This is a genomic window from Pseudomonas sp. EZ-C24, from assembly GCF_014525325.1.
In the GTDB taxonomy this organism is placed as follows: Bacteria; Pseudomonadota; Gammaproteobacteria; order Pseudomonadales; family Pseudomonadaceae; genus Aquipseudomonas; species Aquipseudomonas shirazensis.
The window spans coordinates 257,989-276,614 of sequence record NZ_JACDIU010000014.1; the positions used below are offsets into that span (position 1 = coordinate 257,989).

Consider the following 18,626-nt stretch of genomic DNA (forward strand, 5'->3'; position numbering starts at 1 on the left):
CCATGCACCTGTTGCGCACCCAGCCCGGTGGTTTTGTCCCGGACGACAGTATTGCCGACCTCGGCCAGACCGCCGCCGAACTGGTCATTCTGTGCAGCGGTGACTCGCACCTGGCGCTGCTGGCCGAAACCGCGGAACAGCTGCCTGGCGACTACCCCAGCGTGCGCCTGGCCAATCCCATGCAGGTGCAAAACCATGCCTCGGTCGACCTGTATGTCGACCAGGTGCTGCGCCATGCAAAGTTGATCCTGGTATCACTGCACGGCGGCGTTGGCTACTGGCGCTACGGCATCGAGCAGTTGGTCGAGCTGGCGGCGCGCGGTGTTCAGGTGATCATGGTCCCGGGCGATGATCGGCCTGACCCCGAGCTCACCGGTTTGAGCACGGTCAGCAGCGACCAGGCCGAGCGCCTGTGGCACTACCTGCGCCAGGGCGGCAAGGCCAACGCGCTGAATCTGTTCAACTGCGTGGGCAACCTGTGGTTCCAGCGCGACTATGCCTGGCAGGAGCCGGAAGCGCTGGCCCGTACCGTGGTCTACCACCCAGCCAAGGCCAGTGCGCAGTTGCCGGACTGGTACGCCGACTGGGATCCTGCGCTGCCGGTGGCGCCGCTGCTGTTCTACCGCTCGCACCTGCAGGCGGCCAACACCGCGTTCATCGACGTGTTCTGTCAGCGGCTGCAGATGGCGGGGCTCAACCCGTTGCCGATCGCTGTAGCCAGCCTCAAAGAGCGGGCCTGTCTCGATCAGGTTGAAGCGTGGATGGATGAGGTCCAGGCCGAGGTGGTGATCAACACCACTGGCTTTGCCTTGTCCAGCCCCGAGCGCCCCAACGCGCGGCCGCTGCGCCGGGATGTACCGGTGTTGCAGGCGATCTGCGCGCAGGACAATCAATTGGGCTGGGAAACCAGCGAGCAGGGCCTCGGCGGCCGCGATCTGGCCATGCACATCGTGTTGCCGGAGCTGGACGGGCGGATCATCACCCGGCCGGTCAGCTTCAAGGACCTGGCCTGGCGCAGTGAACGCAGCCAGGCGGATGTGGTGTGCTATCGCGCCCACCCGGAACGCATGGACTTCGTCGCCGAGCTGGGCCGTCGCTGGGTCGCGCTGGCGCGCTTGCCGAATGGGCAAAAGCGTGTCGCGCTGATCCTCGCCAACTATCCGACCCGCGATGGCCGGATTGGTAACGGTGTCGGCCTGGACACGCCGGGGGCGGCCTTGAACATCCTTGAGGCGATGCGCGCTGCGGGTTATCCGCTGGACGAGCTGCCGGCCACCGGCACCGCGCTGATCCAGCACTTGCTCGGCGGCGTGACCAACGACCTCGACAACCTCGATCAGCGCCCATGCGCGCAGAGCCTGAGCCTGGCCGACTACCAGGCCGCGTTCGCTCAGCTGCCGGCAGAAAACCAGGCGGCCGTGCTCGCCCGTTGGGGAGCCCCTGAAACAGACCCGATGTGCCGCAGCGGCCGCATGATGGTAGCGGGCCTGCGCTTTGGGCAGACCTTCGTCGGTATCCAACCGGCGCGCGGTTATCAGGTTGACCACAGTGCGGTGTACCACGACCCGGATCTGGTTCCGCCGCATGGCTACCTGGCCTTTCACTTCTGGCTGCGCCACGCTTATGCAGCGGACGCCGTCATTCATGTCGGCAAGCATGGCAACCTCGAGTGGTTGCCAGGCAAGGGCGTCGGTCTGTCGGCGCAGTGCTGGCCCGACGCGCTGCTGGGGCCGATGCCGAACATCTACCCGTTTATCGTCAACGACCCGGGCGAGGGCGCCCAGGCCAAACGCCGCACCCAGGCGGTGATCATCGACCACCTGATGCCGCCGCTGACCCGCGCCGAGAGTTACGGCCCGCTGCGCGACCTCGAACAGCTGGCCGACGAATACTACGAAGCCCAGCTGCTTGATCCGCGCCGTGCGCAGGAGCTGCAGCGCGACATCCTGGCGCTGGTCAAGGCCAACCATATCGACCGAGAGCTGCAGCTTGAAGGTCAGCTGGATGATGCTGCCGTGTGGCTGCCGCGCCTGGATACCTACTTGTGCGACTTGAAAGAGTCGCAGATTCGCGATGGTTTGCACGTGTTCGGCCAATCGCCGCAAGGCCGCCTGCGCAGCGATACGCTGCTGGCGTTGCTGCGGGTCGAGCGCGGTCACGGCAAAGGCGGCAACGCCAGCCTGATTCGTGCTCTGGGCAAAGCCTTCGAGCTCGGTTTCGATCCGCTCGACTGCGACCTCGGTCAGCCTTGGCAAGGGCCACGGCCGGCCATGTTGCAGGCACTGGACGACGCGGCCTGGCGCACCCACGGTGATACGCGCGAGCGCCTTGAACAACTGGCGTTGACGTTGATTGAACAAGCGCTGGCCGGCAACCTGAAGCTGCCCACCGAAGAACAATGGCAGGGCGTGGCACAGGTACTTGGAGAGCTGCTCTCGGTTGTCGCGCCAAACCTCGACAGCTGTGGCGGCGCCGAGCTCGAGGGCCTGCTCGCGGCACTGGCTGGGCGCTTCGTCGCGGCAGGCCCCAGTGGCGCACCGAGCCGCGGCCGGCTTGATGTGCTGCCGACTGGGCGCAATTTCTACACCGTCGATGTGCGCAACTTACCCACTACCACTGCGTGGCGACTGGGCTTCGCCTCGGCCAACCTGATTCTTGAGCGGCACCTGCAGGACCACGGCGATCATTTACGCCAACTCGGCCTTTCGGTCTGGGGCACCGCGACCATGCGTACCGGTGGCGACGACATTGCCCAAGCCATGGCCTTGATGGGCGTACGCCCGGTGTGGGCCACCGGCAGCCAGCGCGTCGACGACTTCGAGATCCTGCCGGTGAGCTTGCTCGACCGGCCACGGGTCGACGTCACCCTGCGTGTGTCAGGCTTCTTCCGTGATGCGTTCGGTAACCTGATCCGCCTGTTCGACGCCGCCGTGCAGGCAGTGGCGGCACTGGACGAGCCAGATCACCTCAACCCGCTGGCGGCCCGCGTGCGGGCTGAGCGCCAGGCCCTGATCGAGACAGGCATCGAAGCCGAGCAGGCTGCGCGCCAGGCTGGTTGGCGGGTGTTCGGCGCCAAGCCCGGTGCCTATGGAGCCGGGGTGCAGAACGCCATCGACGGCCGTCTGTGGCAGGACCGCAAGGACCTGGCGGAGGTTTACCTCAACTACGGCAGTTACGCTTACGGTGCCAGTGACGAGGGCACGCCCGCCCGTGCCCAGTTTGCCACGCGGCTGGGCCAGGTGCAGGCAGTGCTGCAGAATCAGGACAACCACGAGCACGACCTGCTCGACTCCAACGATTATTACCAGTTCCAGGGCGGCATGCTGGCCGCTGCCGAAACCTTGCACGGCGAGGCGGTAGCGAGTTACCACGGCGATCATAGCCAGGTCGACCGACCACGCATCCGCACTCTCAAGGAAGAGCTCAACCGAGTTATCCGTGCTCGGGCGCTGAACCCAAAGTGGATCGACGGCGCCAAGCGCCACGGCTACAAAGGCGCGTTCGAGCTGGCAGCGACGGTCGACAACCTGTTCGCCTTCGACGCCACCACGCACCTGATCGACGACCATCATTATCAGGCGCTGGCCGAGGCCTATGTGCTTGACCCGGCGACCCGTGAATTCATGCGCGAGCACAACCCCGAGGCCCTGCGCGACCTGACCGAGCGTTTGCTGGAGGCCCAGCAACGCGGCCTCTGGGAGGAACCCGGCAGTTACCGTGAAGCACTTGAGGAGCAGTTGCTCGAAGGTGAGGAAGACCACTGAAATGACTGAACCGATGCAGTTTCCGCTGGCCGCCGTGGTCGGCGCCGAGGCGCTCAAGCTGGCATTGTGCCTGACCGCAATCGACCCAAAGATCGGCGGCGTGCTGATCGAAGGCCCGCGCGGCATGGCCAAGAGCACCCTGGCCCGTGGCCTGGCAGACCTACTCGGCAGCGCCGAGCAGCAGCCACCCTTTGTCACCTTGCCGCTGGGCGCGACCGAAGAGCGCCTGGTCGGCACGCTGGACCTTGACGCAGCGCTGGGCCAGGGCAAAGCGCAGTTTTCCCCTGGAGTGCTGGCCCACGCCGATGGCGGCGTGCTGTATGTCGACGAAGTCAACCTGCTGCCCGATCCGCTGGTTGACCTGTTGCTGGACGTTGCTGCCAGCGGCACCAACCGCATAGAACGCGACGGCATCTCCCATCGTCATTCGGCGCGGTTTGTCTTGATCGGCACGATGAACCCGGAGGAAGGCGAGCTGCGCCCGCAACTGCTTGATCGCTTCGGCCTGAACGTGTCGCTGGACGAGTTGCCCGAGCCGCAGGCACGCCAGCAGATCATCCGCCGGCGCTTGGCCTTCGACAGCGATCCGCAAGGCTTCTGCGCCGAGTGGGCCGGTGCGCAGCAGGACCTGCGCGAGCGCTGCCAGGCAGCGCGCGTGCGCCTGGAACAGATTGCGCTGGATGACCAGGCCCTGGCCTGGATCACCGAACGCTGTTTTGCTGCCGGGGTCGATGGCCTGCGCGCAGATCTGGTCTGGCTGCGAGCTGCACGTGCTCACGCTGCCTGGCGCGGCAGCGAGCACATCGATGAAGAAGACGTCACCGCCGTAGCCGAGTTTGCCTTGCGCCATCGCCGCCGCGAAGCCCCAGCCCAGCAACCGCCAAGCCCAGCGCCGGCGCAGTCGCCAGCCAGCAGCAATGCCAGCGCGGGGCAGGGCGGCGACAGTGGTGCACTGCCAGCCCAACCGGTTGCAGCGGGGCCGCGGCGTGAGGTACCAAACTGGGCAAAAAAGCCCTGAGCATCCGTCAGCAAGGTTTGTCCGCGGCGGATGCCAAGCCCCGGCCAGGCAGCTTGCGCGGTGCTGCGCGTGGACAGGCGCGCAAGGCCGCTGCCGGGCGTGTCGCCTGGCCGGCGACCCTGCTCAAGGGCCGGCCAAAGCAGCGTGGCGATTTGTGCTGGCAGCAGCGTCAGGGGCAGCCGGCAGAGCTGTGGCTGGTGATTGTCGATGCCTCGGCGTCAACCCGCCGACATCAGGCGCTTGCCCAGACCAAGGGCGTGCTTGCCGAGCTGTTCGATCAAGCCTATCGCCAACGCGCACGTCTGGCTCTGCTGACCGCCAGTGGTCGTTCGGCCCAGTGGCAGCGGCATGGGCTGAAAGCTTCGGCGGCGCTGCAGCCCTGGTTGCAGGCCCTCGGCGCGGGTGGCGGCACGCCGCTGATCAGCGCCTTGGAGCAAGCTCGGCAATGGCTGCAGGCACGACACCAGCGGCATCCGCAGGAGGTCCAGCGTTGCCTGGTGTTTACCGATGGTCGCCTGCAACGCTGGGGCGCGCTGCAGCCGATGCCCTGCACGACCTGGTTGATCGACATGGAATTGGCGCCAGTGCGGGTCGGTAAAGGCAGATTGCTAGCGCAGCAATTGCAGGCCGAGTATCAGCATATCCAGCACTTCAAGCAGCTGTGCTGATATATATCCAGACGTCACGAATGGCGGCTGCGACAGGATGTCGCGCTAACGAGAGAGTTGCCATCAAGGCACAGTGCGAGTTGCTAAAAGTGCGCGCCAGGCACGCACTTTTAGCATGAACAAATGCTTACTTGGGCATCGACCAAGGTTGCAAGTCATAACCCTTCTGACACAGTTCGGCGCGCACTTCCTCGATCAGGCTGGCCCATTGCGCCGGGTCTGAATAAATACGCGAGGAGACTTGCTTGCTGCCGATACGGGTGTTGGTCCGGTCGATCACTGCCAGGCTCAGTTCACCAGTACCGTTGGGTGCATCCCAGGCAACGCACTGGAAGGGTTCGAAGGCGTGGTCGGCAATCAGCAGTGCTTCGTTGACACGGAGCGGGGCATTCATGGTTCGGTCTCTCTATGGTCCCAAACAGCGAAAGTAAGTCCGCGCTGTATCAAAGGTGCCAAGGTAAATAGCGCGGGGTTATGGATACTGATGCTCGCTGGGTAGGATGAAGTCACAGCCTTGATGAATTTTTTTTGCAAATACTCGAATCCGCTCAGCTGCCCGGCTCAGACGGCAACACTTTGTAAAAGCCCGCGTGTAGCGGAGTTGGCAGCGGGCATCCGGCAGACCAACGGTACTGGGTAAGTTGGAGTTCGTTGCTACTGTTAATTCGGGCGCTGCAACGTATTGTTTCTACTTAAAAAACCAACAATTGGCGCCAAGGAACGGTCATGCTCGAAGCTGCAGCGCAACGTCGCCTGTTGATCGTCGACCCGTGCGACGACTGCCACCGTCTGTTACCGGGCCTGCGCGGTGCCGGTTGGGACGTGCACAGCTGCACCCTGGCGGCGGCGCTTGAGCATCCTTGCGATGTTGGCGTACTGCGCCTGCAAGCGTCGCACCTGCAGGCGCCTGATGCGGTCAAGGACATGATCAAGCGCAGCAATACCGAATGGATCGCCGTGCTCAATGCCGAGCAACTGCGTGCGCAGAACGTTGGCGACTTTGTCTGCGAGTGGTTTTTTGACTTTCATACCTTGCCGTTCGACGTTTCCCGCGTGCAGGTAACCCTCGGCCGCGCCTTCGGCATGGCCCGCCTGCGTGGCAAGGGCGCAGTGCAGGTGAACAAGCCCGAGCATGAACTGCTGGGTGACAGCCGGCCGATACGCGAGCTGCGCAAGCTGCTCGGCAAGCTGGCACCGACCGAGTCGCCAGTACTCATCCGCGGCGAGAGCGGTACCGGCAAGGAGCTTGTCGCGCGGACTCTGCACCGTCAGTCGCAGCGGCACGATAAGCCGTTTATCGCGATCAACTGCGGGGCGATCCCTGAACATCTGATCCAGTCCGAGCTGTTTGGCCACGAGAAGGGTGCATTCACCGGCGCGCACCAGCGTAAAGTCGGGCGCATTGAGGCAGCCAACGGTGGGACCCTGTTCCTCGATGAAATTGGCGATCTGCCGCTTGAGCTGCAGGCCAATCTGCTGCGTTTTCTGCAGGAAAAGCACATCGAGCGCGTTGGCGGCGATCAACTGATCCCCGTTGATGTGCGGGTATTGGCTGCTACCCATGTGGACCTTGAGCAAGCCATCGAGCGCGGCAAGTTTCGCGAAGACCTGTATTACCGGCTCAACGTGCTGCAGGTGGTCACTGCGCCGCTGCGCGATCGGCACGGTGATCTGTCGATGCTGGCCAGCCATTTTGCCCAGTTTTACAGCCTGGAGACCGGGCGCAGGCCGCGCTCGTTCAGCGACAGTGCGCTGGCTGCGATGGGCCGGCATGAGTGGCCGGGCAACGTGCGCGAGCTGGCCAATCGGGTCAGGCGTGGGCTGGTGTTGGCCGAGGGCCGGCAGATCGAGGCGCAGGATCTGGGTTTGCAGGTGCTGGTCCCCGAGGAGCAGCCGCTGGCGACGCTGGAGGATTACAAGCACCGTGCTGAGCGCCAGGCCTTGTGCGATGTGCTCAACCGGCATTCGGACAATCTGAGTATCGCCGCCAAGGTGCTGGGCATCTCTCGACCCACCTTCTATCGACTCTTGCACAAACACCAGATCCGTTGATTGGGACGTGCAATTGCTTTCCTGCTGCCCTTGGACATTGAACTGGGCCAGTTAACCCGCCCGGCGCAGGGTGAGGTTTATCCGGCGTGCGCCCATCCGTGGGTGGGTGCCGGGCTTGACCGGCATTACCCCGTGAAAGCGCAGGCGGTCTTCGCCGCCCCATACCAGTACGTCACCGTGATTGAGGGTGATGCGCTGGGTCGGGTCCTTGCGTTGCATCCCGCCGAACAGAAACACCGCCGGCAACCCTAGCGAGATGGACACGATTGGATGGGCAAAGTCATTTTCGTCGTGGTCCTGGTGCAGGCTCAGCTTGGTGTCGGCAAGGTAGTGGTTGATCAGGCAGGCATCGGGGGTGAAATTATCGAAGCCAGCGGTTTCAGCCGCGTTACGGGCGACCAGCAAGAAGCTCTCAGGCAGGGCTGGCCAGGGCTGTTGGGTTAGCGGGTCGTGCGGGCTGTAGCGGTAGCCTTGCTGGTCACTGACCCAGCCAAGCGAGCCGCAGTTGGTGAGCGCGACGGCCATGGCCTGGCCACCTGGGGTGCGCATGTGCCGAAACGGGGCTGCGCGCAGGATTGGCCGCAGGTCGTCCAGCAGGGTTTCGACCTGAGGCAGTACAAAACCTGGAAGCAGGACCGTCTGCGCAGCTAGGCGCTGCGGGGATGGGCCGAACAGGTCGAGGTCGGACTGGATCATCTGGCTAAGGCTTGGCGTCGTTGGTTTGGGTTCAGGTGTACCTAGCGATGCAACCCATACTAACGGCAGGGTGCACGCCATGTCGCGCTGGTCCGCTCGGCGGAGCTCCTGCCAGACAACGTCAAGACGTCTGCAAACGGGCTTGGGCAACTGATAACCTACTGGTTTTGTGTGAAGGATCACCATGATCGACAAGCTGCTGGCCGCCATGTTGAGCTGTACCTGTCTGCTGGGGAGCGGGTCTGCTCAAGCCTGGACCAAAGACGGTGACAAAATCGTCTTCCAACGCGAAGAAATCAGCCATTGCGATGACTACGCCATGGACGCAGGGGCAATCATGCTCGGACGGCAGTCGAACGAGCCGCCTTACTACGGCACTGATGAGTATCGGCCGCCGACAGCCGCGACTTATACCCTGCGCGACATCCTGTCCAGGCAAGTGTTGGCTTATCCTGTGCGCGATACCGAGCAAGAGCGACGCAAGGACCTGGAAGACTTCGTGCAAAAAGCCAAAGCCATGTGCGTGCAAGCTTACATGGAGTCAAGGCCGGCCAAGTCTGCGCCTTGATCCGGCGCTGGCAGTTCAGGCCAAACTGGGCTATTGCTGATGAACTGGCGGTGAGGCCGCGCTTGGAGGTAAACGATGAAACGAGTATTGAGCATCATCGCATTGGTATCGCTGGCCGGCGTCGCCAACGCTGAGATCCCGATGGTGAACGCTACCTGCCCGGGCAACCTCGAGGTTCATACCGATGAAGGCGGGCCGTTGTTCATCAATGGCAAAGAAGCCAAGTTGAAGAAGATCAATGACAATTACTTCGAGGCCAAAGGCGGCGGTGTGACCGTATCGTTATCGATCAGCCCTGATGGTACGCCGAGTATTTCCTATACCGGCAAAGGCGGGGCGAATGGCATATGCGAAATAGCCGAAGAAGATTAGATCGTGAGGGTTGCCACAAGGGTTCACCAATCGCCCTTCGCACGACCTGACCCTCCTCAGCGCGAGCTATGCGCTCCAAACCAGCGGGTAGCAAAGGCCGTCAGCGCACTTCGCAGACCCACTTGTGATTGCACCGGTACGGGGTGCGTGTAAACCGAACCTGGACCAGACGGGTCAGCCCCTGCTGGGCCAGGACATCGGTGAGCTGGGTGAGTGTCTCTGCTTCGATAGTCATCGCTGTTACCTCTTCAGATTACTTTGCTCATGATTATCGACTGGCACACCCGCGCAACAATTCAATTTGATTAGCTCGGCATCGATTGCAGTAAGCTGTTGATTCTTTGTTCATGGTCCGCCTTATGCCCAGTTCATTCACGCTCATGCCGTCGCCCGTTGGCGTGCTCACCCTGGTCGCCCGCGATGACCGCCTGGCTGCGGTACTGTGGGAGCAGGAGCGCGCAAACCGGGTGCGTTTGAGTGAGCTGCTGCGTGATGACAAGCATCCGCTGCTGCAGCAGACCGCGCTGCAGTTGGGTGAGTATTTCGCCGGTCAGCGGCGCCACTTCGAGCTTGAGCTGGACTTTGCCGGCACCGCGTTTCAGCGTGAGGTGTGGGCGGCGTTGCTGACCATCCCGTTTGGCGAAACCCGCAGCTACGGCGACATTGCCCGACAGATCGGCAAGCCGAGTGCGGTGCGCGCAGTCGGCGCGGCCAATGGGCGCAATCCCCTGTCGATCATCGCGCCGTGCCACCGGGTGATTGGCGCCTCGGGTAGTCTGACCGGGTTTGCCGGCGGCTTGCAGGCCAAGCAGTTTTTGCTGGCCCTGGAAGGGCGCCAGAGCCTGGTGCTGGATTTTTAACGGCCGCCAGACAGCTCAGCCAACTCAATTACCGCGGCGCTGGCACTTGTGGTGTCGAGCATGATCAGGCCTTCGCTGTGCTCATCCAGCGCTGCCAGCAGCCGGCCCTGGCTGTCCCAGGCTGCCGAGCAGCCGGCGCCAGTAAAGTTGTCCGCCGGGCCCACGCAGTTGGCCAGCAATACAGGCATGCTCAGCCGGCTGGCAACGGCGGGATAATGGGCAAACCCTTCACGGATGCCTTTGGCTGATTTGGCTACGCTGACCAGATATACCTCTGCGCCGTCTTCGCGAGCCTGCATCGCATGCTCAACAAACATCGACTCATAGCAGATCGCCGGAGCGACCCGCAGCTCACCTGCAGTGAACACCAACGGATTGTCCCCTGCAGTAAAGAACTCCATCTCGTCGGCATGCAAGCGCTGTTTCGCGTACACCAGTGCAGGTTTCGCAGGGCGCAGAATCGGCATACCGATCTGCACGCCACTTGCGGCCTGCAGCGGCAAGCCCAAGGCCACGCTTACTCCAAGCTGGTCACACAGCGTTTGCACCGGCTCTAGCCAGACCGAGTCTGCGGTTTGCGCCAGCGCTTGGGCGAGGGCGGGCTCGTAGCCGCTCAGGGATAACTCCGGAAACACCACTAATTGCGCGCCGGCACGTGCCGCCTGCTCGATGCAGTACAGGTGTCGACGCAGGTTGCCAGCCAGGTCACCCTTGAGCGCTGCCAGTTGTACTGCACACAGTTTCATGACCAATCCCTGGATGACGCCGCTGAACCACCGAGGATACTATCGGAGCAATCACCCACGCCAGTGGGATCCACGGACGGAGACGAGATGAGCCAGCACGCAGCTATTCCACCTGATTCACTGATCTGGCCCAGCGCCCAGCAGGCCAGCTTTAGTCATTGTCAGTCGATCACGCTCGTGGACCATGGGCTGCCGGCGATGGCGCATTACCTGCAGATGATGCGCGGCATGCCGCGCTGGATCGACAATTTGATGGTGCTGCGCAATTGGCTGGTCCGCCTGGTGGGGCTCAAGGATCTGGGCCGGCTCAGGGCAGTCAATTCGCAGCGCTCTCCGGGCAGCTATGAAGCAGGGCAGCGGGTGGGCATTTTTACGCTACTGGCCAATACTGATGATGAGGTGCTGCTGGTCGACAGCGATCGCCATCTGGATGTGCATGTAGCCTTGTTGCGTCGACCGTCGGCACAGCCCGGGCAGTGTGAGGTACTGGTTAGCACCGTGGTGCGAACCCACAACCTGTTGGGACGTCTGTATATGTTGCCCGTGGCGCCGTTTCACCGGCTGATAGCACCGATTGCCTTGCGTCGTTTGCGAAAGGGGTAGTTGCAATGCAGCGTTTCCAGCAGGTAGCCGCCAATGAACTGGGCAGGGACTTGGCAGTTGGCGATATCCACGGTCATTTTCCGCGTTTGCAGCAGTGCCTGGACGAGGTGGCGTTCGATCCGCAGGTTGATCGCCTGTTCAGCGTCGGCGATCTGGTTGATCGTGGACCGCACAGTGAAGAGGCGCTGGAGTGGCTGGCGCAGCCTTGGTTCCATGCAGTGCAGGGCAACCACGAAGCGCTGGCGGTGAGTTACCTGTGCGGCGACCCGCTGGATCTGGATATGTACCGCGCGGCAGGCGGCGGCTGGTTTCTCGATTTGCCCAGTGCTGAGCAGCAGCGCTATGCCAGTGTTTTCGTTACCCTGCCGCTGGCCCTGCAGGTGGCCACCGTAGACGGGCAGATCGGCCTGGTGCATGCCGATAGCCCATTCAATGAATGGTCACAGTTACGTACCAGCCTGTTGGGCGAGGATGACCCGCGCGTCCGCGAGATCTGCCAATGGTCGCGGCGGCGTTTGCGCGAGGGCGATACGCATACGGTAGAGGGCTTGAGAGCGCTACTGGTGGGGCATACCTCGGTGCTGCAGGTAAAACAGCTGGGCAATGTCTGGCACCTGGATACCGGTGGCTGGAACAAGGGGCATTTCAGCCTGCTGGATATGCAGCGGTTGGTCCTGCTCAGCCCCGCCACAAGTGAATGAGCACGGCGCTGGCGAGCAGAATCAGCAGTGCCCCTGAGGCACGTTCCAGCCATGGCAAGGCGTGGATGAAGCGGCTAAGCACGCGGCGGTTGCCAATGGCGCAGGCGACCAGCAGGTCCCACAGCAACACCACACCGAACATCCAGCTGGCATAGGCAAGTTTCCACGCGGTGCTGGTACTGGCGAGCATGCTTGCCAGGCTTACGTAGAACAGTGCGTTTTTCGGGTTGAGAATGGCCGAAGCAAAGCCCATCAGCAGGCACCTCAACCAGCCTTGCGCGGCCTGCACGGGTTCGCTTTCGACCTCAAAGCTGCTTTCGCCGGCATGGCGCAGGAACAGTCCGCCGATGTACAGCAAGTAGGCGCAGCCTGCGATTTGCAGCGCGATAAACAGTGCACTGCCGTCCTTGAGCACCGATACCCCGGTAAACGCTGCACCGATAAACACGCCGTTGGCCAGGGCGATACCCAGGCAGGCGCCGCTGGCTACCCGCCAGCCGGCTTTGATCGAGCTGCGCGCAACCAGAAAGAAGTCAGGGCCGGGTGACAGCAGCGCGAGGAAGTGGGCGCTGGCGACTATCAGAAATTGCTCCATGGGGCGGCACTACTCAGGCATTGGAGGCGCAATTCTGCGGCCCGCCCGGGACAGCGTATTGAACAATATTGCAGTCAGCGCATCAGGCGATAGCGCCCCGGCGTTGTGCCGGCATGCGCCTTGAATACTCGCTGAAAATGGCTCTGGTCGGCAAAGCCCAGTTTATAGGCGACTTCTGCCAACGGCAGGCCTTGGCGTAGGCACTGCCGTGCCCGATTGACCCGCGCATTGAGCAGGTAGGCGTGCGGGGTCAGGCCGGTGGCCGCCTGGAATGCGCGGATCAGCTGATAACGTCCAAGCCCGGCTAGGGCTGCGAGAGAGGCCAGACTGAGCTCAGCCAACTCGGCCTGGTCGATAGCCGCGATAACGTCGACAAGGGCGGCACCGCTCAAGGACGGTGCAGGGGCTGTCGGAGAGGGCGCATACGCTGAGAAGTCGTGCTCGGCCATGAATTGCACCAGCGCAGCCTCTTTGTGCAGCGGCGCGGCGGCGGAGAACAGCAGCGTATTCAACTGACAAAACTGTCGATAGGCCTGCGGGCAGCGGCTGATTCTTGCCGGTCCGCCACGGTCGCCTGCGACGACGCCGGATTCTGCGCGCAACTGACTTAGCCACTGCGCATCGATGTGCACCATCTGATAACTCCAGGCCTGCCCGGATTCAGGGTTGCACGCATGCACCCGCTGCGCGGGCACCAGTACCAGAGCGCCCGGGCTCAAGCGTTGCTGGCCTGCACCGGCACCGCTGAAGCGGCTGAAACCGGCATCGACCGCGCCAATCGAGAAGGTCGGATGGCTGTGTGCCTTGTAACAGGCACGGCTATGACAGGCGCGTCTGCTCTCGACGAAGGGCAACGCCGGGTCGTGCCAGATTTCGCTGCTTGCGGTGTGCATCAGTGGCCTGTCTGAGTTGCTGTGCAGACCTGCGAGTCTACCTGCTCGGTACTGTGTCGGCCATTTGCCGCGTGACTGTGCTTGACCCTAAGCCAGAGCAGGGCGAGGCTGCGCAGGTAATCAAGGAGAACAACAATGGACCTTTCGAGCCTGCTGCTATTCATTCCCGCCTGCTTTGCCCTGAACATGGCGCCCGGACCGAACAACCTGCTGTCACTGCATAACGCCAGCCGTTATGGCCTGCATACTGCCTGCCTGGCCGGAGCCGGCCGAATTCTGGCGTTCAGCGGCATGATCGCCCTGGCGGCGATGGGCCTCGCTGTGGTGCTGCATACCAGCGCCTGGCTGTTTCTGACCATCAAGTTGATCGGGGCGGGCTACCTGTTCTATATCGCCTGGCAGCTGTGGCGGGCGCCGGTGGGTGAGGCTGCTTTGGGAAGCGGCGAGCCTCGCGGGATCTGGCGGCTGGCCCGGCAGGAGTTCTGGGTGGCGGCGGGCAATCCTAAAGCCATATTGCTGTTCACCGCGTTTTTGCCGCAATTCGTCAGCACCGACAGTCCCACGCCGGTAGGCGAGCAGTTCCTTTGGTTGGGCGTGTGGTTCCTGTTGCTGGAATGGGCAGCCATCGCCATCTATGGCGCACTCGGTGCCTATCTGCAGCGCTGGTTCAACCAGCCGCGGCCTCGGCGGTTGTTCAACCGGATCAGTGCCTCGCTGCTGGGCTGCGCCGGCCTGGGATTGTTGGCAGCACGACGCTAGCGGCGCCAGCGCCCTCTGATCTCAGTCGCGGTAGACCACCTGGACCAGGTGATAACCAAACTTGGATTTGATCGGGCCGTGGATTTCGCGCACGGCTTTCTTGAAGATCACCTGGTCAATCGCGCCGACCATCTGCCCGGGGCGCACTTCGCCCAGGTCGCCGCCGCGCTTGGCAGAGGGGCAGGTTGAAAACTTCTTGGCCAGCACGTCAAACGCCTCGCCCTTGGCGATACGCTGCTTGAGCTGCTCGGCTTCAGCGGCGGTCTTGACCAGAATATGGCGGGCTTGAGCTTTCATGGGACACCTGCGTACCGGGAAAAAAAGGCGGCCATTATGCCTGATCGCGGCGCGTACGGCAGGCCGCTCGACGGTTACTGGGCGAGCCAGCCGCCATCCACGTTCCACGCAGCGCCACGGACCTGGCTGCCGGCTTCGCTGCACAGGAACACCACCAGCTCACCCAGATGCGCAGGGGTGACGAACGCGCCTGAAGGCTGCTTCTCGGCCAGCAGATCGTGCTGTGCCTGCGCCGGATCGACACCTGCCGCGATGCGATCGTCAATCTGCTTTTGCACCAGAGGGGTGAGCACGAAGCCTGGGCAGATGGCATTGCAGGTGACGTTGCTGGCGGCGGTTTCCAGGCCAACCACCTTGGTCAGGCCGATCACCCCGTGCTTGGCTGCCACGTAGGCCGATTTGCCGACCGAGCCCACCAGGCCATGCACCGAGGCGATATTGATGATCCGCCCCCAGTTGCGCTCACGCATGCCCGGCAACACCAGGCGGGTGCCATGGAACACTGCGGAGAGGTTCAAGGCGATGATCTTGTCCCAGCTCTCGGCGGGGAACTGCTCGACCTGGGCGACATGCTGGATACCGGCATTGTTGACGAGAATGTCGACGCCGCCAAAGCGCTCGGCAAACGCGAACAGCTCTTCGAGCTGGGCGATGTCAGAGAGGTCAGCCGGATGATGGGCGACTTGCACGCCGTGCTGATTGATTTCGGCAAGGGCAGCGCTTGCATCGCCAAAACCGTTGAGAACGATATTGGCACCTGCGCCGGCCAGCACCTTGGCAATGCCCAGGCCGATGCCGCTGGTGGAACCGGTGACCAGTGCAGTTTTACCTTGTAGAGACATGCAAAGCTCCTGGAGTGCTGGCGTTTGTGGAGGGCGCCTCGGCGAGGAATTTGAGGGTAGCACTTCCGCCTCTGCAGATGCCTGCCCCGCACTAGCCAGTTACGGTTTCCAGCCCGGCTAGATAATCGCCAAAACCCTCGCGTGCACGGCTGTCACGGCGGCTGCTGGTGGCTACGCTGTGCCTGGCGGTCCAGACTATCTGTGCGCCTTGAGCCTCAAGCGCCCGCACCAGGTGCACGTCTTCATGGGCGGCCAGCGGAGCGAAGCCGCCAGCCAGGGTATAGGCTCTCGCGCAGATGCCAAGGTTGGCCCCATGAATATGCCGGTGGCCCTCACGAGCTTCATAGCGGCTGAGGTACAACTTGCGCAGCGCTGCCGTCTGCCACGGCTGCCAGCGCTCGATATGCACCGTGCCGCAGACTGCCTGCGCTTCGCAGGCCAGTTGCGACAACAGCCAGTGGCCGGGCACGCGGCTGTCGGCGTCAGTGCACGCCAGCCAGGTTGCGCCGCGCTCCAGCATCAGTGCCGCGCCCGCCTGGCGCGCGGCACCGACGCTGCCCGCGCCGACGCTCAGCGTCTCCACCTGATGACGGCGGGCAATGGCTGCGCTACTGTCGGTGCAGCGATCCAGCACCACCAGCACTTCTACCTGATGCCCGGCCTCGCGTGCCAGCGCGGCGGCGGCATTGACTGACTTCAGGCAGCGGCCAAGGCGGCGCGCCTCGTTATGGGCGGGGATGATCACGGCAATCATGCGCACCTCTCGTCGACATCGACCACGCGGGGCTGACATGACCAGTACTCGAGCAGGAAGTCGGCCTCCTCATGGCGAAACTGGGCGTACAACGGTAGATGCCTGGCGAGCATCGCGTGCACCTGGCGGCCGTTCTGCGGGCATCCGGCAATCGGGTGTAGCCAGTGGCAAAGGATCAGGCCACCGTCATCGTCCAGGCTGGCTACCGCTTGTTCAAGCACCTGCAACCAGTCGGTAGGGTCCAGGTAGTAGCCAACCTCGCTCAGGACAATCAGATCGAAACGCTCAGCTGGCCAGTCACCCGGCAAGCGCCCGCGCTCGACGCTGACATGGGCCATATCGGCTGTGCGCTGGCGGGCCAACTCGACGGCGGTCGGATCAAGGTCCTGGCACACCAGCTCCGCGCAGCGCTCAGCCAGCAGCACACTCAGCTCGCCGTTGGCGCAGGCAGGTTCGAATGCGCGCTCATAGCGCTGGCGCGGCAGGCTGGCGACCAGAAGCTCGCGCTTGCGCCGTTCATACCAGCGGCTGCGGAATGCCCATGGGTCATCATTACCGGCGTACAGGTCGGCGAAATACTGCGAATCAACGCTCATAGAAACACCAATTCGAAAGGTTGCAGCAGGCAGTCGAGCAAATGTTGCGGCAGCACCGGCGGCTGGCCGTCATCGGCCTCCAGTTGGCTTGAATAGGCGCCGATGGCTTTGCGCTTGCGGGTTTGGCGCAAGTCGTCGAGCGGGTAGCGGTGCGCGCGTGACCACGGTAGGCGTGGATCATCCGGTTCAGCCCAGTGCCAGGCCCATACCGGCACCTCAGCCAATTGCGCGCTGCGCGCCTGAGCCGCCTGCGCGGCGGCGCGGCCTACGGCTTCGTGGTCGCAGTGGCCGTCGTTGCGCCAGGTGGCCATGAGCAGGTCACCCGGCTTGAGCAATTGATTGAGATGGTTGACCAGAAATGCCTCGTCGCGGCGCACGGCACCGTCTTTCAGATTCAACCGGCGCCAGTCCAGCTTGTTCAGGTCCAGATCCAGCTGCTGCAAGGCGTGGCGGCTTTCAAGCGGCCGCTGCCGGCGCAGCCGGTGCTCGCTCCACTGGGCGGAGTCCGGATGACTGCCCTCGCCATCGGTTACCGATACCAGCACCAGATCCTCCTCACGGCCCTGAAAGCCGGCCAGCAGCCCTCCGGCCATGAGGATTTCGTCGTCTGGGTGCGGCGCCAGCAGGACCAACCGGCGACCGGGCGGGCACAGCGTGTCAGCGTCGATCCACTTGCTGCGGGCCAGGTGCGCAGAGTGCTGCCAGTCTGCCCAGGCGGTGCCGGTGCTGGCCTGGATCAAGTTTTCGGTCATAGCTGCCAGGCTCCTGCTGGCTGTTGTGCCAGCTGTTGTCCAAGGGTTGCCAGGTCCCGCTCGGCGTGGCTCTGGCGCAGGTAAACGGGCAAGTCGGCGCTGAGCCGGGCGAAGTGGCTATCACGGCAGAACGGCGTCGCACCAAGGGCGCGGCCCACATGATGAATGACGCACTCTGCTGCCTGCTCGACCTGGGCGCGTACGCGGCGCACCGGCAAACTGGCGTCTGCCTGCGGATGTTGATCAATCCAGGCGGCGCACTCGTGCAGCGCGGCCCGGGCGGCGCACAACGATGCGTCAACGGCGCCGAGATGGGCATCACCGTGGGGGTCCGGGCGTGGCTTGCGCCGCTGCTGGTGTAGATACCCCGCCAGCGCTTCGGCGGCGCCATACCAACAAGCGGCAATGCCGCCACCGCCCTGCCAGAAGCCAGGGCGGGCGAGGTACTGCCCAGGCTTGCCGACGGCAACGCCAATAGCTCCGTCGAAGACGATGTCGGCGCTGGCTGTGGCAGCCATGCCGACCGCCTGCCACTTTTCCGGCTCAATCCGCAGGCCAGGCTGGCGCAGATCGATGGCTACCAGTTGCGGCTGGTCATCGTTGGCCCAGGCAGTGATCAGGGCATGGTCGACCTGCAGCGCGCCGGAGCACCAGGCTTTGCGGCCCGCGAGGCGCACCTGCTCGCCGCTGCGCGAATTGATCAGCGTGCGGGCATCCGGGGGCTCTGCAGCCCACACCGCCCATAGGCCATTGCCGGCAAGCCGCGCAGCACCGCATTCGGCCAAAATCGCCAGGGCATCGGTATGGCCTTCGTAAAGTTTGGCCAGGGTCAGGTCGCAGCCGCCAATCTGCGCCAGCATCCGCCAACGTTGAAGCGTCTGGCCATGGCCGGGCAATGGCAGTTGGTCGAGCTGTGCCGCTTGCAGTGTGTGCATCAGCTCGGGCAGGTGAGTGTCCACACTCACCTGTAGCGGTCGCTCGGCGAATGTCTGCAGTAGTGGCGGTAACTGATGTTGCGGCTGGCCAGCAGTTTCCTTACTCAGGCACGCCTGCAGGGGCTTCTCCATGATGGCTCCAGGACAATCGACAA

Annotated in this window: 22 protein-coding genes; 10 read left to right on the top strand and 12 right to left on the bottom strand. The window is 63.4% G+C overall.

Annotated features, from left to right (window positions below; all coding sequences use genetic code 11):
* Positions 1 to 2 precede the first annotated feature (2 nt).
* Genes cobN through IDM28_RS10285 form a run of 3 tightly spaced genes read left to right on the top strand, consistent with a single transcriptional unit; the run spans position 3 to position 5,450 of the window.
* Positions 3 to 3,764, top strand: a complete 3,762-nt coding sequence (cobN, locus tag IDM28_RS10275; RefSeq protein ID WP_188035846.1) for a cobaltochelatase subunit CobN — start codon at positions 3 to 5, stop codon at positions 3,762 to 3,764.
* 1 nt (position 3,765) lies between these two features.
* Positions 3,766 to 4,782, top strand: coding sequence for an ATP-binding protein (locus IDM28_RS10280; RefSeq protein WP_188035847.1), 1,017 nt, complete (start codon positions 3,766 to 3,768; stop codon positions 4,780 to 4,782).
* Positions 4,783 to 4,835: 53 nt separating this feature from the next.
* Entirely contained in the window at positions 4,836 to 5,450 is a 615-nt protein-coding gene (locus IDM28_RS10285) for a vWA domain-containing protein (RefSeq protein WP_262500053.1), read from the top strand.
* 127 nt (positions 5,451 to 5,577) lie between these two features.
* Here the strand turns inward: IDM28_RS10285 and IDM28_RS10290 are convergent, their stop codons facing one another.
* On the bottom strand, positions 5,578 to 5,844 hold the full coding sequence (locus IDM28_RS10290; protein ID WP_101319072.1) for a hypothetical protein: 267 nt from the start codon (positions 5,842 to 5,844) through the stop codon (positions 5,578 to 5,580).
* A 332-nt stretch (positions 5,845 to 6,176) separates the two neighbouring features.
* Here IDM28_RS10290 and IDM28_RS10295 point away from each other — a divergent pair, with 332 nt between their 5' ends.
* Entirely contained in the window at positions 6,177 to 7,502 is a 1,326-nt protein-coding gene (locus IDM28_RS10295; protein WP_188035849.1) for a sigma-54 dependent transcriptional regulator, read from the top strand.
* A 51-nt stretch (positions 7,503 to 7,553) separates the two neighbouring features.
* Here IDM28_RS10295 and alkB read toward each other — a convergent pair whose 3' ends face one another.
* A complete protein-coding gene (gene alkB / locus IDM28_RS10300; RefSeq protein ID WP_150569364.1) occupies positions 7,554 to 8,198 on the bottom strand; it encodes a DNA oxidative demethylase AlkB in 645 nt (214 codons plus the stop codon).
* Between the two features lie 184 nt (positions 8,199 to 8,382).
* On the opposite strand from alkB, the gene IDM28_RS10305 reads away from it, so the two are divergent.
* Together IDM28_RS10305 and IDM28_RS10310 are read left to right on the top strand one after the other, a co-directional pair.
* Positions 8,383 to 8,766, top strand: coding sequence for a hypothetical protein (locus IDM28_RS10305; protein WP_188035850.1), 384 nt, complete (start codon positions 8,383 to 8,385; stop codon positions 8,764 to 8,766).
* Positions 8,767 to 8,841: 75 nt separating this feature from the next.
* Positions 8,842 to 9,138 (top strand): hypothetical protein, encoded by a 297-nt coding sequence (locus tag IDM28_RS10310; protein ID WP_150571959.1) that lies wholly within the window; start codon positions 8,842 to 8,844, stop codon positions 9,136 to 9,138.
* Positions 9,139 to 9,238: 100 nt separating this feature from the next.
* Here the strand turns inward: IDM28_RS10310 and IDM28_RS23835 are convergent, their stop codons facing one another.
* Positions 9,239 to 9,373 (bottom strand): hypothetical protein, encoded by a 135-nt coding sequence (locus tag IDM28_RS23835; RefSeq protein WP_256585737.1) that lies wholly within the window; start codon positions 9,371 to 9,373, stop codon positions 9,239 to 9,241.
* A gap of 124 nt (positions 9,374 to 9,497) precedes the next feature.
* Between IDM28_RS23835 and IDM28_RS10315 the strand changes: the two genes are divergently transcribed.
* Complete coding sequence (locus tag IDM28_RS10315; protein WP_188035851.1) at positions 9,498 to 9,998, top strand: methylated-DNA--[protein]-cysteine S-methyltransferase; 501 nt, start codon at positions 9,498 to 9,500, stop codon at positions 9,996 to 9,998.
* On the opposite strand, the gene IDM28_RS10320 is transcribed toward IDM28_RS10315, so the two are convergent.
* On the bottom strand, positions 9,995 to 10,744 hold the full coding sequence (locus IDM28_RS10320) for a carbon-nitrogen hydrolase family protein (protein WP_188035852.1): 750 nt from the start codon (positions 10,742 to 10,744) through the stop codon (positions 9,995 to 9,997). The two genes, IDM28_RS10315 and IDM28_RS10320, sit on opposite strands and share 4 nt — an antisense overlap.
* An 87-nt stretch (positions 10,745 to 10,831) precedes the next feature.
* Between IDM28_RS10320 and IDM28_RS10325 the strand changes: the two genes are divergently transcribed.
* Complete coding sequence (locus tag IDM28_RS10325) at positions 10,832 to 11,347, top strand: DUF2867 domain-containing protein (protein WP_188035853.1); 516 nt, start codon at positions 10,832 to 10,834, stop codon at positions 11,345 to 11,347.
* Positions 11,348 to 11,352: 5 nt separating this feature from the next.
* Entirely contained in the window at positions 11,353 to 12,048 is a 696-nt protein-coding gene (locus IDM28_RS10330; RefSeq protein WP_150569358.1) for a metallophosphoesterase, read from the top strand.
* Here the strand turns inward: IDM28_RS10330 and IDM28_RS10335 are convergent.
* Positions 12,026 to 12,643, bottom strand: coding sequence for a LysE family translocator (locus IDM28_RS10335; protein WP_150569357.1), 618 nt, complete (start codon positions 12,641 to 12,643; stop codon positions 12,026 to 12,028). The two genes, IDM28_RS10330 and IDM28_RS10335, sit on opposite strands and share 23 nt — an antisense overlap.
* Positions 12,644 to 12,717: 74 nt before the next feature.
* Positions 12,718 to 13,536 (bottom strand): AraC family transcriptional regulator, encoded by an 819-nt coding sequence (locus tag IDM28_RS10340; protein WP_188035854.1) that lies wholly within the window; start codon positions 13,534 to 13,536, stop codon positions 12,718 to 12,720.
* A gap of 135 nt (positions 13,537 to 13,671) precedes the next feature.
* Between IDM28_RS10340 and IDM28_RS10345 the strand changes: the two genes are divergently transcribed.
* Positions 13,672 to 14,295 carry a LysE family translocator gene (locus tag IDM28_RS10345; protein ID WP_188035855.1) on the top strand — a complete coding sequence of 208 codons (624 nt, stop codon included), beginning with the start codon at positions 13,672 to 13,674 and terminating at the stop codon, positions 14,293 to 14,295.
* A 21-nt stretch (positions 14,296 to 14,316) separates the two neighbouring features.
* On the opposite strand, the gene IDM28_RS10350 is transcribed toward IDM28_RS10345, so the two are convergent.
* The 6 genes from IDM28_RS10350 to IDM28_RS10375 form a co-directional block, all read right to left on the bottom strand.
* A complete protein-coding gene (locus tag IDM28_RS10350; protein WP_101319093.1) occupies positions 14,317 to 14,592 on the bottom strand; it encodes a peptidylprolyl isomerase in 276 nt (91 codons plus the stop codon).
* Between the two features lie 74 nt (positions 14,593 to 14,666).
* Positions 14,667 to 15,434 (bottom strand): 3-hydroxybutyrate dehydrogenase, encoded by a 768-nt coding sequence (hbdH, locus tag IDM28_RS10355; protein ID WP_188035856.1) that lies wholly within the window; start codon positions 15,432 to 15,434, stop codon positions 14,667 to 14,669.
* Between the two features lie 91 nt (positions 15,435 to 15,525).
* The gene (locus tag IDM28_RS10360) at positions 15,526 to 16,188 is read right to left on the bottom strand and encodes a glycosyltransferase (RefSeq protein WP_101319098.1); all 663 of its coding nucleotides are present in this window, start codon (positions 16,186 to 16,188) and stop codon (positions 15,526 to 15,528) included.
* Complete coding sequence (locus IDM28_RS10365) at positions 16,185 to 16,784, bottom strand: class I SAM-dependent methyltransferase (RefSeq protein ID WP_101319100.1); 600 nt, start codon at positions 16,782 to 16,784, stop codon at positions 16,185 to 16,187. Before IDM28_RS10365 ends, IDM28_RS10360 begins: the two co-directional genes overlap by 4 nt.
* Positions 16,781 to 17,536 carry a PIG-L deacetylase family protein gene (locus IDM28_RS10370; RefSeq protein WP_150569352.1) on the bottom strand — a complete coding sequence of 252 codons (756 nt, stop codon included), beginning with the start codon at positions 17,534 to 17,536 and terminating at the stop codon, positions 16,781 to 16,783. Before IDM28_RS10370 ends, IDM28_RS10365 begins: the two co-directional genes overlap by 4 nt.
* Positions 17,533 to 18,603, bottom strand: coding sequence for an acyl-CoA dehydrogenase family protein (locus IDM28_RS10375; RefSeq protein ID WP_262500054.1), 1,071 nt, complete (start codon positions 18,601 to 18,603; stop codon positions 17,533 to 17,535). Before IDM28_RS10375 ends, IDM28_RS10370 begins: the two co-directional genes overlap by 4 nt.
* Between the last annotated feature and the right edge of the window lie 23 nt (positions 18,604 to 18,626).

Coding starts and splice junctions, on each gene's coding strand:
- cobN (WP_188035846.1), top strand. CDS start 3: ATGCACCTGTTGCGCACCCAGCCCGGTGGTTTTGTCCCGGACGACAGT.
- IDM28_RS10280 (WP_188035847.1), top strand. CDS start 3,766: ATGACTGAACCGATGCAGTTTCCGCTGGCCGCCGTGGTCGGCGCCGAG.
- IDM28_RS10290 (WP_101319072.1), bottom strand. CDS start 5,844: ATGAATGCCCCGCTCCGTGTCAACGAAGCACTGCTGATTGCCGACCAC.
- IDM28_RS10295 (WP_188035849.1), top strand. CDS start 6,177: ATGCTCGAAGCTGCAGCGCAACGTCGCCTGTTGATCGTCGACCCGTGC.
- alkB (WP_150569364.1), bottom strand. CDS start 8,198: ATGATCCAGTCCGACCTCGACCTGTTCGGCCCATCCCCGCAGCGCCTA.
- IDM28_RS10305 (WP_188035850.1), top strand. CDS start 8,383: ATGATCGACAAGCTGCTGGCCGCCATGTTGAGCTGTACCTGTCTGCTG.
- IDM28_RS10310 (WP_150571959.1), top strand. CDS start 8,842: ATGAAACGAGTATTGAGCATCATCGCATTGGTATCGCTGGCCGGCGTC.
- IDM28_RS23835 (WP_256585737.1), bottom strand. CDS start 9,373: ATGACTATCGAAGCAGAGACACTCACCCAGCTCACCGATGTCCTGGCC.
- IDM28_RS10315 (WP_188035851.1), top strand. CDS start 9,498: ATGCCCAGTTCATTCACGCTCATGCCGTCGCCCGTTGGCGTGCTCACC.
- IDM28_RS10320 (WP_188035852.1), bottom strand. CDS start 10,744: ATGAAACTGTGTGCAGTACAACTGGCAGCGCTCAAGGGTGACCTGGCT.
- IDM28_RS10325 (WP_188035853.1), top strand. CDS start 10,832: ATGAGCCAGCACGCAGCTATTCCACCTGATTCACTGATCTGGCCCAGC.
- IDM28_RS10330 (WP_150569358.1), top strand. CDS start 11,353: ATGCAGCGTTTCCAGCAGGTAGCCGCCAATGAACTGGGCAGGGACTTG.
- IDM28_RS10335 (WP_150569357.1), bottom strand. CDS start 12,643: ATGGAGCAATTTCTGATAGTCGCCAGCGCCCACTTCCTCGCGCTGCTG.
- IDM28_RS10340 (WP_188035854.1), bottom strand. CDS start 13,536: ATGCACACCGCAAGCAGCGAAATCTGGCACGACCCGGCGTTGCCCTTC.
- IDM28_RS10345 (WP_188035855.1), top strand. CDS start 13,672: ATGGACCTTTCGAGCCTGCTGCTATTCATTCCCGCCTGCTTTGCCCTG.
- IDM28_RS10350 (WP_101319093.1), bottom strand. CDS start 14,592: ATGAAAGCTCAAGCCCGCCATATTCTGGTCAAGACCGCCGCTGAAGCC.
- hbdH (WP_188035856.1), bottom strand. CDS start 15,434: ATGTCTCTACAAGGTAAAACTGCACTGGTCACCGGTTCCACCAGCGGC.
- IDM28_RS10360 (WP_101319098.1), bottom strand. CDS start 16,188: ATGATTGCCGTGATCATCCCCGCCCATAACGAGGCGCGCCGCCTTGGC.
- IDM28_RS10365 (WP_101319100.1), bottom strand. CDS start 16,784: ATGAGCGTTGATTCGCAGTATTTCGCCGACCTGTACGCCGGTAATGAT.
- IDM28_RS10370 (WP_150569352.1), bottom strand. CDS start 17,536: ATGACCGAAAACTTGATCCAGGCCAGCACCGGCACCGCCTGGGCAGAC.
- IDM28_RS10375 (WP_262500054.1), bottom strand. CDS start 18,603: ATGGAGAAGCCCCTGCAGGCGTGCCTGAGTAAGGAAACTGCTGGCCAG.